This window comes from Streptomyces sp. NPDC022552 (assembly GCF_055561875.1).
The window spans coordinates 614,960-628,966 of sequence record NZ_JBVHGJ010000003.1 but is presented as its reverse complement, the minus strand read 5'-3'; the positions used below and the strand labels follow the sequence as shown (position 1 = coordinate 628,966).

At 69.3% G+C, this 14,007-nt stretch carries 16 protein-coding genes; 9 read left to right on the top strand and 7 right to left on the bottom strand.

What is annotated here, in order from left to right; genetic code table 11:
• Positions 1–16: 16 nt before the first annotated feature.
• From ACZ3OF_RS12735 to ACZ3OF_RS12725, 3 genes are read right to left on the bottom strand one after another with little or no spacing between them, the layout of a single operon-like run.
• Positions 17–220, bottom strand: coding sequence for a MerR family transcriptional regulator (locus ACZ3OF_RS12735; RefSeq protein ID WP_361667550.1), 204 nt, complete (start codon positions 218–220; stop codon positions 17–19).
• Positions 214–990, bottom strand: a complete 777-nt coding sequence (locus ACZ3OF_RS12730; RefSeq protein WP_467304381.1) for a hypothetical protein — start codon at positions 988–990, stop codon at positions 214–216. The genes ACZ3OF_RS12735 and ACZ3OF_RS12730 overlap by 7 nt, the downstream gene beginning before the upstream one ends.
• Complete coding sequence (locus ACZ3OF_RS12725) at positions 983–1,261, bottom strand: WhiB family transcriptional regulator (protein WP_361667556.1); 279 nt, start codon at positions 1,259–1,261, stop codon at positions 983–985. The genes ACZ3OF_RS12730 and ACZ3OF_RS12725 overlap by 8 nt, the downstream gene beginning before the upstream one ends.
• Positions 1,262–1,499: 238 nt before the next feature.
• Here ACZ3OF_RS12725 and ACZ3OF_RS12720 point away from each other — a divergent pair, with 238 nt between their 5' ends.
• From ACZ3OF_RS12720 to tuf, 5 genes are all read left to right on the top strand, one after another.
• The gene (locus tag ACZ3OF_RS12720; RefSeq protein WP_361667559.1) at positions 1,500–1,949 is read left to right on the top strand and encodes a helix-turn-helix transcriptional regulator; all 450 of its coding nucleotides are present in this window, start codon (positions 1,500–1,502) and stop codon (positions 1,947–1,949) included.
• 465 nt (positions 1,950–2,414) lie between these two features.
• On the top strand, positions 2,415–2,786 hold the full coding sequence (gene rpsL / locus ACZ3OF_RS12715) for a 30S ribosomal protein S12 (protein WP_003948652.1): 372 nt from the start codon (positions 2,415–2,417) through the stop codon (positions 2,784–2,786).
• A 2-nt stretch (positions 2,787–2,788) separates the two neighbouring features.
• Entirely contained in the window at positions 2,789–3,259 is a 471-nt protein-coding gene (rpsG, locus tag ACZ3OF_RS12710) for a 30S ribosomal protein S7 (protein ID WP_003966970.1), read from the top strand.
• A 38-nt stretch (positions 3,260–3,297) separates the two neighbouring features.
• Complete coding sequence (fusA, locus tag ACZ3OF_RS12705) at positions 3,298–5,427, top strand: elongation factor G (protein ID WP_355105089.1); 2,130 nt, start codon at positions 3,298–3,300, stop codon at positions 5,425–5,427.
• Between the two features lie 149 nt (positions 5,428–5,576).
• Positions 5,577–6,770: an elongation factor Tu gene (gene tuf / locus ACZ3OF_RS12700; RefSeq protein ID WP_361445373.1), complete on the top strand. Its 1,194-nt coding sequence runs from the start codon at positions 5,577–5,579 to the stop codon at positions 6,768–6,770.
• 140 nt (positions 6,771–6,910) lie between these two features.
• On the opposite strand, the gene ACZ3OF_RS12695 is transcribed toward tuf, so the two are convergent.
• The 4 genes from ACZ3OF_RS12695 to ACZ3OF_RS12680 form a co-directional block, all read right to left on the bottom strand.
• Positions 6,911–8,965, bottom strand: a complete 2,055-nt coding sequence (locus ACZ3OF_RS12695; RefSeq protein ID WP_467304375.1) for a PIG-L family deacetylase — start codon at positions 8,963–8,965, stop codon at positions 6,911–6,913.
• A gap of 233 nt (positions 8,966–9,198) precedes the next feature.
• Complete coding sequence (locus ACZ3OF_RS12690; RefSeq protein ID WP_467304372.1) at positions 9,199–10,074, bottom strand: hypothetical protein; 876 nt, start codon at positions 10,072–10,074, stop codon at positions 9,199–9,201.
• 11 nt (positions 10,075–10,085) lie between these two features.
• Positions 10,086–10,469, bottom strand: coding sequence for a hypothetical protein (locus ACZ3OF_RS12685; RefSeq protein WP_361667566.1), 384 nt, complete (start codon positions 10,467–10,469; stop codon positions 10,086–10,088).
• Between the two features lie 147 nt (positions 10,470–10,616).
• Positions 10,617–11,450 (bottom strand): RNA repair domain-containing protein, encoded by an 834-nt coding sequence (locus ACZ3OF_RS12680; protein ID WP_467304370.1) that lies wholly within the window; start codon positions 11,448–11,450, stop codon positions 10,617–10,619.
• A gap of 605 nt (positions 11,451–12,055) precedes the next feature.
• On the opposite strand from ACZ3OF_RS12680, the gene rpsJ reads away from it, so the two are divergent.
• Genes rpsJ through rplW form a run of 4 tightly spaced genes read left to right on the top strand, consistent with a single transcriptional unit; the run spans position 12,056 to position 14,000 of the window.
• Entirely contained in the window at positions 12,056–12,364 is a 309-nt protein-coding gene (gene rpsJ / locus ACZ3OF_RS12675) for a 30S ribosomal protein S10 (RefSeq protein ID WP_003948644.1), read from the top strand.
• Positions 12,365–12,377: 13 nt separating this feature from the next.
• A complete protein-coding gene (gene rplC, locus ACZ3OF_RS12670; RefSeq protein ID WP_260229398.1) occupies positions 12,378–13,022 on the top strand; it encodes a 50S ribosomal protein L3 in 645 nt (214 codons plus the stop codon).
• A 4-nt stretch (positions 13,023–13,026) separates the two neighbouring features.
• Complete coding sequence (rplD, locus tag ACZ3OF_RS12665) at positions 13,027–13,677, top strand: 50S ribosomal protein L4 (RefSeq protein WP_361667568.1); 651 nt, start codon at positions 13,027–13,029, stop codon at positions 13,675–13,677.
• Positions 13,677–14,000 (top strand): 50S ribosomal protein L23, encoded by a 324-nt coding sequence (rplW, locus tag ACZ3OF_RS12660; RefSeq protein WP_352188385.1) that lies wholly within the window; start codon positions 13,677–13,679, stop codon positions 13,998–14,000. Before rplD ends, rplW begins: the two co-directional genes overlap by 1 nt.
• Positions 14,001–14,007 lie beyond the last annotated feature (7 nt).

The following is a 14,007-nucleotide window of genomic DNA, read 5'->3' as shown; positions in this document are numbered from 1 at the left end:
GCTTACGGGCTACGGGCTATGCGGTACGAGGACGGCGGCGGGCGATCCGTTCCGCGGCGAAGACGTCCTCAAGGCGGAACAGTTGGGCCCTGCCCGCCTTGCCGGCCGCCCGCAGGTGGCCCAGCTGGACCCACTTACGGATCGTCGCCGGGGCGACCCCGGCCTCCTCGGCGGCCAGCGGGCCGGGGATCAGGGCCGGCAGGGGCAGGGACTTCAGCACGGGCTCTCCTCGGTTTCCTCGGAATCGGGTGTGCTCGCCGCGGTGGCTGCGGTGCCCGCGGTGGTATCCATCGCCGCTTCGATCTCTTGCATACGGGCGCCCGACGCGTCGGCCAGCTCGCCCCACCGCTCCTCCGGCCAGAGGTGCCGGTACGCCGGATCGTCCTGGCACCCGCACACCTCGTCCGTGCAGACGCACGCGGGGTTCACGCAGAGCACCGCCCGCCGGTCCGGGAACACCCGCAGCGATACCGAGTCGCACCACGGGCAGCGGCCGGAGACCCGGACGACCGTCTCCGTGTCCCCGAGCGTGCGCGCGCAGCGCCGTGCCATCCGGCGCAGCTCGTCGCGCACGTGCCGGGCCAGGTCGGGGTGGCCCGCGATCTCGTCGAGCAGTGCGGTGGTCCGCCGCAGCCGCTCCACGACCGTGGCGCGGCCGGGACGGGAGAGGCCGAGCCGGGTGCGTACGGCCTCCTCCAGCTCCACCACGCCGTCCGTGATGTCGCGGATCGCGTCGGACACGTGCAGCCGGATCGGCGCGGCGCCGTGGCCCGGGACCACCAGTCCGTGCCGCTGTCGGAGCAGCAGCGCCTCGCGGCGCTCCTCGCGGATGAGCTCGTCACGGCCGGGGTGCGGGGCGGTGGGCGCGGCGCCGGTGGGGGAGCGGCGTCCGGGCGCGAGCTCCTCGGCGAGCTCGGGGAACTGCCGGGCGAGGGAGGCGGTCCACAGGGCGATGTCGGTGAGGATCCGTTCGACGGCGGGCTCAGCCACGGACGCCTCCGGCGGTGATCGGTCCCATGACCTGGGCCGTACGCGACTCGGGTACGGGGCGGCCGTTGCGCCAGAGACGGCCCGCGCAGACGCCGTCGAAGAAGCTCTCCGCCGGGGCCACCGCCGCCTCGCACTCGCGGCGGACGAGACAGGCGGCGCAGGCGCGCAGCGCCGGAGCCGCCTGCTGGGCGCGGCGGGCGAAGACGACGGACGGGGAGAGGCCGACGCACGCGGCGGCGGCCTGCCATGAGGACGAGTCGGGCAGGAGCAAGGTTCTTCTCCACGGTCCGGGCCACCGAACCCCTGGGGCCGGTGCGACTCCTGGGACTCATGAGGCCGACGAGTGCGACGGCGAGTGAGAGAGTGACATGTTGCGTGCGGGCGCGCAACAAGTTTATGGAGCCTCCTTCACCGATTCGACACGATTGCGCGCTCAAAAGCACGTAATTCTTTGCGCGCAAGCACGCTAGAGTGTGGTCCCCGGAGGGTGGGGAGTTAGGGAGCGGTACATGAGCACTCAAGGGCTCGACGAGTTCGCAGGCTGGGTGGAAGGCCTGATGAGAGCGCGCGGCTACGACATCGACAGTCCGCGCGGTGGAGGAAAGTCCCGGATCGCGGACGAGGCCGGCGTGCACCGGGCTGCCGTGACCCGGCTGCTGCAGCGGCAGAGCATGCCCGACCTGGAGACCATGCGCAGGATCGCCCCCCTGCTCGGGGTCTCCGTCCGGGACATGCTGATCAGGTCGGGTCGGGTCACGCCCGACGAGCTGCCCCTGGCGGCGGACCTGCTGCCGCCCGGCGACTGGCAGCCCACCATGGAGGACTTCGCCCGCTGGCTCGGCGTACCCGACGAGCGGATGGGCGTGTTCGTCAAGGTCGTCAACCAGTTCCTGGAGCCCGGCGAGGAGGAGGTCGAGCCGCGAACCCCCGGCGAGCCGCGCCGCGCCAGCCGGGAGTGAGCCCCGCGCGACCGGAGCTCACGCCCGCGCCGCAGCACCGCCGGGAGGGGGAGTCCGTCGGGGCGGCAGACTCCCCGTGGCGTCCGCCGGAGGGAGGCTCCGCCGGGTCCACAGGCTCTTCGTGACGCCCGTCGGGGGGAAGATCCCGGCGGGCCCACAGGCTCTCCGTCACGGCCGGCGCACCGACGGTTCCGGGATTCGTTCTCCCGTGTCCGCCGGACCCTCGTACGCGTGGGCATTTGTTTTGACCGGAGTCCATGCGATAGGTACGCTCAGACCTTGTGCCTGGGGTGTGCCTGGGCTCGTGTGCGTGTCCTCAACCGCATGGCGAGTTCGTCAACGGCCACCGCAATCTGCGCTTTTTCCGCCCTCGGCGGAGGTCCGCAGTATTCGACACACCCGACCGCGTGGGTCGGACAGTGTTCCAGGTTAGTTTTACGACGGCACACAGAAACCGGAGAAGTAGTGCCTACGATCCAGCAGCTGGTCCGGAAGGGCCGGCAGGACAAGGTCGAGAAGAACAAGACGCCCGCACTCGAGGGTTCCCCTCAGCGTCGCGGCGTCTGCACGCGTGTGTTCACGACCACCCCGAAGAAGCCGAACTCGGCCCTCCGTAAGGTCGCGCGTGTGCGTCTGACCTCGGGCATCGAGGTCACGGCCTACATCCCGGGTGAGGGTCACAACCTGCAGGAGCACTCCATCGTGCTCGTGCGTGGTGGCCGTGTGAAGGACCTGCCGGGTGTTCGTTACAAGATCATCCGCGGTTCCCTCGACACGCAGGGCGTCAAGAACCGTAAGCAGGCTCGCAGCCGCTACGGCGCCAAGAAGGAGAAGTAAGAATGCCTCGTAAGGGCCCCGCCCCGAAGCGCCCGGTCATCATCGACCCGGTCTACAGCTCTCCTCTTGTCACCTCGCTGATCAACAAGATCCTGCTGGACGGCAAGCGTTCCACCGCCGAGCGCATCGTCTACGGCGCCATGGAAGGCCTCCGCGAGAAGACCGGCAACGACCCGGTCATCACGCTGAAGCGCGCCCTCGAGAACGTGAAGCCGTCCCTCGAGGTCAAGTCCCGCCGTGTCGGTGGCGCCACCTACCAGGTGCCGATCGAGGTCAAGCCCGGTCGCGCCTCCACCCTGGCTCTGCGCTGGCTCGTGGGTTACTCCCGCGCCCGTCGCGAGAAGACCATGACCGAGCGCCTCATGAACGAGCTCCTCGACGCCTCCAACGGCCTCGGTGCTTCGGTCAAGAAGCGCGAGGACACGCACAAGATGGCCGAGTCCAACAAGGCCTTCGCGCACTACCGCTGGTAGTCGCACCCACATCGAGACCGAGAGAAGACTGAGCCGATATGGCTACCACTTCGCTTGACCTGGCCAAGGTGCGCAACATCGGCATCATGGCCCACATCGACGCGGGCAAGACGACCACCACCGAGCGAATCCTGTTCTACACCGGTGTTTCGTACAAGATCGGTGAAGTCCACGACGGCGCTGCCACGATGGACTGGATGGAGCAGGAGCAGGAGCGCGGCATCACGATCACGTCCGCCGCGACGACCTGCCACTGGCCGCTCGAGGACGTCGACCACACCATCAACATCATCGACACCCCGGGTCACGTCGACTTCACCGTCGAGGTGGAGCGTTCGCTCCGCGTCCTCGACGGCGCCGTGACGGTGTTCGACGGCGTTGCCGGTGTGGAGCCGCAGTCGGAGACGGTGTGGCGTCAGGCCGACCGTTACGGCGTGCCCCGCATCTGCTTCGTGAACAAGCTCGACCGCACCGGTGCCGAGTTCCACCGCTGTGTCGACATGATCGTGGACCGCCTCGGCGCCGTCCCGATCGTCATGCAGCTCCCCATCGGTTCCGAGATGGACTTCCAGGGTGTTGTGGACCTCGTCCGCATGAAGGCCCTGGTCTGGTCCGCGGAAGCGACCAAGGGCGAGATGTACGACGTCGTCGACATCCCGGCCACGCACACCGAGGCCGCTGAAGAGTGGCGCGGCAAGCTGGTCGAGACCGTCGCCGAGAACGACGAAGAGATCATGGAGCTCTTCCTCGAGGGTCAGGAGCCCACCGAGGAGCAGCTGTACGCCGCGATCCGTCGTATCACCATCGCCTCCGGCAAGGGTGGCGGCGAGAAGACGATCACCCCCGTCTTCTGTGGCACCGCGTTCAAGAACAAGGGTGTTCAGCCCCTGCTCGACGCGGTCGTCCGCTACCTCCCCTCCCCCCTGGACGTCGAGGCCATCGAGGGCCACGACGTCAAGGACGCCGAGGTCGTCGTGAAGCGCAAGCCTTCCGAGGACGAGCCGCTCTCCGCGCTCGCCTTCAAGATCGCGAGCGACCCGCACCTCGGTAAGCTCACCTTCGTCCGGATCTACTCCGGTCGCCTGGAGGCCGGCACCTCGGTGCTGAACTCCGTCAAGGGCAAGAAGGAGCGCATCGGCAAGATCTACCGCATGCACGCGAACAAGCGTGAGGAGATCGACTCGGTGGGCGCCGGCGACATCGTCGCCGTCATGGGCCTGAAGCAGACCACCACCGGTGAGACGCTGTGCGACGAGAAGAACCCGGTCATCCTGGAGTCCATGGACTTCCCGGCGCCGGTCATTCAGGTCGCGATCGAGCCCAAGTCCAAGGGTGACCAGGAGAAGCTGGGTGTCGCCATCCAGCGTCTCGCGGAGGAGGACCCCTCCTTCCAGGTCCACTCGGACGAGGAGACCGGCCAGACCATCATCGGTGGTATGGGCGAGCTTCACCTCGACATCCTCGTCGACCGTATGCGTCGCGAGTTCAAGGTCGAGGCGAACGTCGGCAAGCCGCAGGTCGCGTACCGCGAGACGATCCGCAAGGCCGTCGAGCGCGTGGACTTCACCCACAAGAAGCAGACCGGTGGTACCGGTCAGTTCGCCAAGGTGCAGATCGCGATCGAGCCCATCGAGGGCGGCGACGCCTCGTACGAGTTCGTGAACAAGGTCACCGGTGGCCGCATCCCGAAGGAGTACATCCCTTCGGTCGACGCCGGTGCGCAGGAGGCCATGCAGTTCGGCATCCTGGCCGGCTACGAGATGACTGGCGTCCGCGTCATCCTTCTCGACGGTGCCTACCACGAGGTCGACTCCTCCGAGCTCGCCTTCAAGATCGCCGGTTCGCAGGCCTTCAAGGAGGCCGCGCGCAAGGCTTCCCCCGTCATCCTTGAGCCCATGATGGCCGTTGAGGTCGTCACGCCCGAGGACTACATGGGTGAGGTCATCGGCGACATCAACTCCCGCCGTGGTCAGATCCAGGCCATGGAGGAGCGCAGCGGCGCTCGCGTCGTGAAGGGCCTCGTGCCCCTCTCGGAGATGTTCGGCTACGTCGGAGACCTCCGCAGCAAGACCTCGGGTCGCGCAAGCTACTCGATGCAGTTCGACTCCTACGCCGAGGTTCCCCGGAACGTCGCCGAGGAGATCATCGCGAAGGCCAAGGGCGAGTAACTCTCCCAAGTTCACGCTTTAGGCTTGACACCAGTCGCCGGGGCTCAGCCCCCGAAACCCGAGGATCGGGTCCCGGCGCCTGGCATCCCAGCAAAGATCACCTGGCGCCGATGAAGCAAGGCGTTCAGAACCACTCCAGGAGGACCCCAGTGGCGAAGGCGAAGTTCGAGCGGACTAAGCCGCACGTCAACATCGGCACCATCGGTCACATTGACCACGGTAAGACGACCCTCACGGCCGCCATTACCAAGGTGCTGCACGACGCGTACCCGGACCTGAACGAGGCCTCGGCCTTCGACCAGATCGACAAGGCTCCTGAGGAGCGCCAGCGCGGTATCACCATCTCCATCGCGCACGTCGAGTACCAGACCGAGTCGCGTCACTACGCCCACGTCGACTGCCCCGGTCACGCGGACTACATCAAGAACATGATCACGGGTGCGGCGCAGATGGACGGCGCCATCCTCGTGGTCGCCGCCACCGACGGCCCGATGCCGCAGACCAAGGAGCACGTGCTCCTGGCCCGCCAGGTCGGCGTTCCGTACATCGTCGTCGCCCTGAACAAGGCCGACATGGTGGACGACGAGGAGATCCTGGAGCTCGTCGAGCTCGAGGTCCGTGAGCTCCTCTCCGAGTACGAGTTCCCGGGCGACGACCTGCCGGTCGTCAAGGTCTCGGCGCTCAAGGCGCTCGAGGGCGACAAGGAGTGGGGCCAGTCGGTCCTGAACCTGATGGCCGCCGTCGACGAGGCGATCCCGCAGCCCGAGCGTGACGTCGACAAGCCGTTCCTGATGCCGATCGAGGACGTCTTCACGATCACCGGTCGTGGCACCGTCGTCACCGGTCGTATCGAGCGTGGTGTCCTCAAGGTCAACGAGACCGTCGACATCGTCGGTATCAAGACCGAGAAGGTCACCACCACGGTCACCGGCATCGAGATGTTCCGCAAGCTGCTCGACGAGGGCCAGGCCGGTGAGAACGTCGGTCTGCTCCTCCGTGGCATCAAGCGCGAGGATGTCGAGCGCGGCCAGGTCATCATCAAGCCCGGTTCGGTCACGCCGCACACCGAGTTCGAGGCCCAGGCCTACATCCTGTCGAAGGACGAGGGTGGCCGTCACACCCCGTTCTTCAACAACTACCGCCCGCAGTTCTACTTCCGTACCACGGACGTGACCGGCGTCGTGACCCTCCCCGAGGGCACCGAGATGGTCATGCCGGGCGACAACACCGCCATGACCGTCGAGCTGATCCAGCCCGTCGCCATGGAGGAGGGCCTGAAGTTCGCCATCCGTGAGGGTGGCCGGACCGTGGGCGCCGGCCAGGTCGTCAAGATCAACAAGTAATTGTCGATCGCGTGACCTGTGCCGCTCCTGACGGAGCGTCACGAGAGGGCCCCCGGCCCGCCGTTCGCGGCGGGGCGGGGGCCCTTTTCTCTGTTCGTCCCTGTTCTTTCCCCGGTCTTCTTCGGTGCGGTCCCGCTTTCCTACTCGCTCTCGGCGAGCACGGACCGCTCCGTCGGCCGCCAGACCCACGGGTGGGCGTCCGCGCCCAGGCCGACCGCGACCGGGCCGCCCGGGAGCAGCCGCAGGGCCGCCGACTGGACGGCCGCCGTTCCCTGCGTACGGGTCCAGAGCCGGCCGCCCCGGCGCAGCTGGATCCGGCCGCGCAGGTCCCGGCCGAGAAGAACGGTTCCGCCGGTCCCGGCCGCCGCGGCCACGGAGCCGTATCCGTCGAAGGACGCGTTGCCCCGCCCCGACGACAGCAGCTGCTTCGCCGCAGGCCTGCGGTAGTACACCTCCACCCCGTCGGAGCCCCGGGCCGGAACGGCGGCGACCGGGTCGCCCGCGCCCGGGAGCGGGGTCGCGGGCGCGCCGTCGATCCAGTGCAGGACGGACTCCCGGGCCGCGGCGAGGACGTGGACGCGTCCGGTCGCGTCGACCACGGCGTCCAGGCCGTCCTGGACCTCCTCTGTACCGGTCAGGGCCCGCCACGGGGACCAGGTCCCGTTCGTGCCCCGTACCCGCGTCGACACGCCCTTGTCCGCGTTCCGTACGAAGAGATGGACCCGGCCGTCACGGGCGGACACGGCCACCGGCACGCCGAGCCGGCGGCCCCGGTCGTCGGTCCGCTCCGGATTGCCGAGTCCCCGCCAGGCGAGGAACGGACCGCCGGGGGAGCGCTGCTCCAGGAGGACGACCTCCCGCTTGTTGGGGGCGCCGTGGCCGCCGAACGCGGCGAACCGCACGCCGAAGAGCAGGGTCCGGCCGTCGGGGAGCGTGGCCGAGCCGAGCGCGGGCGCGAGCGGACCGCCGCCGAGGTCCTCCGGCTCGCCCCAGAGACCCGAGTCCTTCTCCGTCTCCCGCCAGCGGACGGCCCGCAGTCCGAGCACCCCGAAGGCGTCGAGCCGCCCGTCGGGGCGCGCGACGACGGCCGGGCCGGTGCCCGGCCAGCGGTGGTGGGTGGACCTGACCCACCCCTTGGGGTTGGTGAGGGGCCGGTCGCCGCCGACGCTGTAGTCGCCGCAGCCGGCCGGGTTGCCGCACTCCCAGGACGGGTCACCGCCGTACGGGACGAGGTGGCCTGCCTTCTCCTCGAGAACCTGGGGCGGGAGGTTCTTGGGCCAGTGGCGGTTGTAGTAGCCGCGGAACGCGGTCGCGACGAACGCCGGTATCGCCCCCGGACCCTTCTGCGCCTCGGCGACCCAGCGGATCAGCGCGGCCCAGGTGAAGCAGGCGGCGGCGGTGTGGTCGCCGTGGTCGGAGTAGCCGGGCTGCTCGCTGTCCCGCCTACGGGTGGCCTCGCTGCTGACCTGGATGTCCGGGTCGGGGTCGAGGGTCTGTACGACGGTCGGCCGGTAGCGGTCCAGGAGGCCGACGAGGACGTCGATCAGCTGGTCGTGGTCGTACGGGTCGGACCGCTCGACGGGGGAGCCGGCGGAGAGGTGCGTACGGACTTCGAGCGCGCGGTCGTGCCAGAGGGCGGGCAGGGCCATGTAGCGGCGGGGGGCGTGCATGGGCAGGTTGAGGAAGATCAGCTCCACGCGGCGTCCGCCGTGCACGAGCGTGTTGATCTCGGCGCTGCGCCCGCCGTGGAGGGTGGCGACGCCCTTCTGCCAGGGGGTGAACCTGTCGAGCCCGAGCAGCGTCGCGTACGTCTGGCGCAGGCCCTGGTGGCGGGCGGAGGAGTAGGCGGCCCGGTCCGGCTCGGTCTCGGGCATGCCCTTGATCCGGTTCACGCCCGTGTGCTCGCCGGCGGTGACGTAGACGGAGACGAGGGGAACACCGGCGTCGAGCATGCGCTGGGTGTCGGGGTTCATGAAGTACAGGTCGTCGTCCGGGTGCGCGGCGAACTGCATGAGCTGCGCGCGTCGCGTACTGGCGATCGGCACCCCGGGCGCGGGGTCGGCGGTGGGCCCGGTACGGCGCGGGGCGGGCACGGAACACCCGGCGAGCGCGGTGGCGCCGAGGGCGGCGGCGGTCGCGAGAACCCCCCGGCGTCCGGGCGTGCCGAACACCCCGGGCCTGGATATGTCGTCCACTGCTGCTTCCCCCGTACCGCACCGGTCCCTGACCACCCCTGAAACGACGGACGGCCTGGCCGGGGCCGAATCCGCGTCTGGCTAGACGGGTTTTCGGCGACGTGGGTTGCTGCACGGGTGTACGGACTTCGCGCACGGGAGCCCATGGGGTGTCCGCACGGGCTGTGAGGCCTGCGGGGTCCGTGAGGCCTGAGGGAGCCCCTGATCCCTCACGAGGGGATCAGGGGGGACCACTACTCCGGCTTGTACGCCCATGGAGCGCAGCTGGCGTACGTCCTGTTCTCGTAGCGGCAGGTCAGCCGGCCGTTCTCGAGATAGGGATGGGCCGAGTGCCTCGCCGTCCCGAGGGACACGGCGACCGTTCCGTCGGGGTCCTCGACCGCCGAGGCGGTCCCCTGGAAGTCCTTGCGGTTCAGGCCCGGCACGGAGCAACGTCCCAGGTCGCTGAACCAGGTGCCCCCGGGGTCGATCCGGATGCCGTCCTGAGAGCTCCCCAGCGGGCACTCGCCCACGGCGCCGGCCGTGTACATGACGTGCACATCGGCGGTCACCTGGCTCTTACCGACGTTCTCCACGATCACACCGAACATCGCCCGCGACTCGGCGGGGACGACCTGGACACAGGCCCGGAGCCGCAGGTTGGGCGACTGGCCCGAGCCCCTCCACTCCCCGCAGTAGATGTCGCCGCCCGAGTACGGCGTGCTGCCCGTCGGGGCCATGCGTGTGCTGGTGGCCTTAGGGGCGGCGGCGCTCGGTCCGGCGGCCGGTTCCTCCGTCCTCGACGGGCTGGAGGGGGACGGGCTCACCGCTGTGGACGTGGGCGCCGTCGTGGGTGTGCTCGGCGTCGGGGAAGAGGTCGGGGCCGCCCCCGCCGTGGTGGACGCGGGCGCCGCGGCCAGCTGATCGGGCCCTGAACCTCCCGTGCCGGTCAGGACGAGCGTCACCACCGCTCCCACGAGGGCGAGGGCCACGAGGGTGAGCCCCACCGAGCGGCCGCCGAAGTGGATGTTCCTGGCCTGGAAGGCGTTGCCCCCGACGTGCGATCCGCCGGAGATCTCGTTGCCGGTCTGTTCGGACGGAGGCGGCCCGTCCACGGAACGGTCGCTCACTTCTCGATCGGTCACTTTCCGCCGCGCAGGCCGCGGAAGCTGAAGCGGCCCCGGATGTTCTGGCCCTGGATCACGTTCCCGTGCACCGTGCCGGAGATCTGGTTGCTGTGCCGGAGCTGGTTCGTCGGGGCGGCCGGACCGCCGTCCTCGTACTCCTTGAGCCAGTCGCGCAGGTCCTCGGCGAAGGCCGGATCGCTCTCGATGTAGCGCGCCAGGGCCTCGACCAGAGGTGCGGTCTCCGTCCCGGCCGCGTCGAGGGCGGTCAGCGCCTCGTCGTCGCGGCGGAACCGGTGCCGGATCACGCCGAGCAGGCTGTCCAGAGCCCCTGCTCCGACCGCGCCCAGCGCGCCCTGCGCGACCGCGGCAGCCACCGACTGGGCAAGCGCAATGTCCATGGGATTCTCCGAAAGGTGACCGCGCCAGGGCACCGGCGCACGGCGCCGCCCGGGCCTGATCCGACGTTGGGTCAGATGATGGCAGAGTGCGGTCGCGTTCGACCAACTGAACGTATGATCAGGCCAGTTGGCGAAAATCACGTGCTGTCACGCGGGTCGCTCGGCGCCGGACTCCTCGGGCCGCCGCACCTCGCCCGTCCCCAGGCTCACCGTCGCCCGCACCCGCATCGGGCCGTCCTCGCGGCGGGAGAGCAGGACCAGCTCGGCGACCCGGGCCGTCGTGGAGCCGAGCAGGGCCTGGGAGGTGGTGGCCAGGGTGTGGGGGTCGTGGCTGCGGCCGAGGGAGAGGTGCGGGGTGAAGCCCCTGGCCTGCCCGCCGCACAGGGGGAACCGGGCCTCCAGCGCCTCCCGCAGGCGGATCCAGGGCCGGTCGCCGCCGGCGCAGGGGTCGAGCCAGACGGTGGCGTCCTCGCGGTGGCCGAACCAGTGGACGCCCTCCAGCTGCGCCCGGAACGGATGCGAGGCGCGGGCCGCGGCGGCGACGAGCTGGGTGGCCCGGTCGAACTCGGACTCCGGTACGAAGCCGAAGAGCACGTTGACGTGCGGAGGCCAGCGGTGGATCTGGCGGTCGTGCACGCGGCGGATGTGCTGGATCGGGGGCCAGAGCCGCCGGGGCGGGATCCAGGCCACGGCGGTCCGGCTCGTCGCGGGCACGGCGAGGACCTCCTCGGGCGGTACGTCCTCCTCGGGCGGCACCGTGTCGCCGAGCCGGTCCACACCCGTCGCCCGGTCCCAGACGAGCTCCCCGTCGGCCTCGAAGAAGATCACCCGGTGCCAGGGGATCTCGCCGCCCGGTACGAAGTCGGACAGCGCGACGCGTGCCGGACCGGCGCCACGCTCGGCGATCCCCATGACGAACCGTTCCGGGTCGAGGCGCGAGTCCCACAGCACTCGGTGGTAGATCTCGTCGCTCGTATGCACACCGGGCGACTGCCCAAGGGACGGTGTCCCACTCGCCGGTACCGGGCGGCGTGCCGCCCCACCGCACGCGCGGGCGTGGCGCCGGAGCCGTGCAGCGCACCGCCGGCGTCAGGACCGTCGCGGCCGCGCGTATCGGGCGCGGCCGTACCCCACCCGCGTGCCCGAAGCGTTGATCTTCGCAGCCGCCGATCGAACCGTGGCCGTGCCCCTACGTGTACCCCCACGTGACGTGGGGTACAGTCTTGCGCCCCGATTGGCGGCCGGATGCCCGCGTATGGCAGACTGTCGGGGTTGCTCGGTTGAGTGCCGATGCTGCACGCCTCCCGTCGGGAGGACCGGAAGCGAGTCCCACAGTACTCGTCGCCCCTTCTCAGGAGCGGACGTACGGGAATCTTCCGGGAAGTGTCAGCGGGGTACCGACCAGGCGCTCGGTGGGTGTTCTGCCCCCGACTCGCGGTCATGGTGACCGCACCCCCTTGGTTGGGAAATCCTTCGGGATTTCTGCGTAGAGGGAGTGCGACACGCCCGACCGCGTGGGTCGGAGGCGGAGTCATGAGAGCCCCCGAGTCCAGAGCGTTACTACGAGACAGGACTACTGAGTAGCCATGGCGGGACAGAAGATCCGCATCCGGCTCAAGGCCTACGACCACGAGGTCATCGACTCCTCGGCGAAGAAGATCGTCGAGACGGTGACGCGCACTGGTGCGTCGGTCGCGGGCCCGGTGCCGCTGCCCACTGAGAAGAACGTGTACTGCGTCATCAAGTCGCCGCACAAGTACAAGGACTCGCGCGAGCACTTCGAGATGCGCACGCACAAGCGCCTCATCGACATCCTCGACCCCACGCCGAAGACGGTTGACTCGCTGATGCGTCTCGACCTGCCGGCGGGCGTCGACATCGAGATCAAGCTCTGAGGTGACGCGCGAGATGGCTAAGAACATCAAGGGCATCCTGGGCGAGAAGCTCGGCATGACGCAGGTCTGGGACGAGAACAACCGGGTCGTCCCGGTGACCGTCGTCAAGGCCGGCCCCAATGTCGTGACCCAGGTGCGTACGAACGACATCGACGGCTACGAGTCGGTCCAGATCGCCTTCGGCGAGATCGACCCGCGCAAGGTGAACAAGCCCCTCAAGGGCCACTTCGCCAAGGCCGACGTCACCCCGCGCCGTCACCTTGTGGAGCTCCGCACCGCTGACGCCTCCGAGTACACGCTCGGCCAGGAGATCACCGCCGAGCTCTTCGAGGCCGGCGTGAAGGTCGACGTCACCGGTAAGAGCAAGGGCAAGGGCTTCGCCGGTGTCATGAAGCGCCACAACTTCCGTGGTGGCAAGGCCTCCCACGGTGCCCACCGCGTGCACCGTAAGCCCGGTTCGATCGGTGGCTGCGCCACCCCGGGCCGTGTCTTCAAGGGCATGCGCATGGCCGGCCGCATGGGCAACGAGCGCGTGACCACCCAGAACCTGACCGTTCACGCCGTTGACGCGGAGAAGGGCCTGCTCCTGATCAAGGGTGCGGTTCCTGGTCCGAACGGCGGCCTCGTCCTGGTCCGCACCGCGGCCAAGGGGGCCTGAGGATATGAGCACCATTGACATTCTGTCGCCCTCCGGCGACAAGACCGGGACCGTCGAGCTCCCGGCCGAGATCTTCGAGGCCAAGGTCAGCATCCCGCTGATCCACCAGGTCGTCGTCGCGCAGCTGGCCGCCGCCCGTCAGGGTACGCACAAGGTCAAGACGCGTGGCGAGGTCCGTGGTGGTGGCAAGAAGCCTTACCGCCAGAAGGGCACCGGCCGCGCCCGTCAGGGTTCGACCCGCGCCCCGCAGTTCGCCGGTGGTGGCGTCGTGCACGGTCCCGTGCCGCGTGACTACTCGCAGCGGACCCCGAAGAAGATGAAGGCCGCCGCCCTCCGCGGTGCCCTCTCCGACCGGGCGACCCACTCCCGCATCCACGTCGTCTCCGGCGTGGTCGAGGGTGGCATCTCCACCAAGGCCGCGAAGTCGCTGTTCGGCAAGATCTCGGAGCGCAAGAACCTGCTCCTGATCGCCGAGCGCTCCGACGAGGCCGCGTGGCTGTCCGCCCGCAACCTGCCCCAGGTCCACATCCTGGAGCCGGGCCAGCTGAACACGTACGACGTGATGCGATCCGACGACGTGGTCTTCACCCAGGCCGCCCTCGAGTCCTTCGTGTCTGGCCCCAAGGCCGCTGACAACGAAGGGAGCGAGGCCTGATGTCCGAGGCCACGATCACCAGCAAGACCTTCACGGACCCGCGTGACATCCTCGTCAAGCCGGTTGTTTCCGAGAAGAGCTACGCGCTGCTCGACGAGAACAAGTACACGTTCATCGTTGCGCCCGGCGCCAACAAGACCCAGATCAAGCAGGCCGTCGAGGCGGTCTTCTCGGTCAAGGTCACCGGGGTCAACACGATCAACCGTCAGGGCAAGCGCAAGCGCACCCGCACCGGTTTCGGCAAGCGCGCCAACACCAAGCGCGCCATCGTGACCCTTGCCGAGGGCAACCGTATCGACATCTTCGGCGGCCCGACCGCCTGACGGCGGT

Coding starts and splice junctions, on each gene's coding strand:
- rpsJ (WP_003948644.1), top strand. CDS start 12,056: ATGGCGGGACAGAAGATCCGCATCCGGCTCAAGGCCTACGACCACGAG.
- rplW (WP_352188385.1), top strand. CDS start 13,677: ATGTCCGAGGCCACGATCACCAGCAAGACCTTCACGGACCCGCGTGAC.
- rplC (WP_260229398.1), top strand. CDS start 12,378: ATGGCTAAGAACATCAAGGGCATCCTGGGCGAGAAGCTCGGCATGACG.
- rplD (WP_361667568.1), top strand. CDS start 13,027: ATGAGCACCATTGACATTCTGTCGCCCTCCGGCGACAAGACCGGGACC.
- fusA (WP_355105089.1), top strand. CDS start 3,298: ATGGCTACCACTTCGCTTGACCTGGCCAAGGTGCGCAACATCGGCATC.
- rpsG (WP_003966970.1), top strand. CDS start 2,789: ATGCCTCGTAAGGGCCCCGCCCCGAAGCGCCCGGTCATCATCGACCCG.
- ACZ3OF_RS12685 (WP_361667566.1), bottom strand. CDS start 10,469: ATGGACATTGCGCTTGCCCAGTCGGTGGCTGCCGCGGTCGCGCAGGGC.
- ACZ3OF_RS12720 (WP_361667559.1), top strand. CDS start 1,500: ATGAGCACTCAAGGGCTCGACGAGTTCGCAGGCTGGGTGGAAGGCCTG.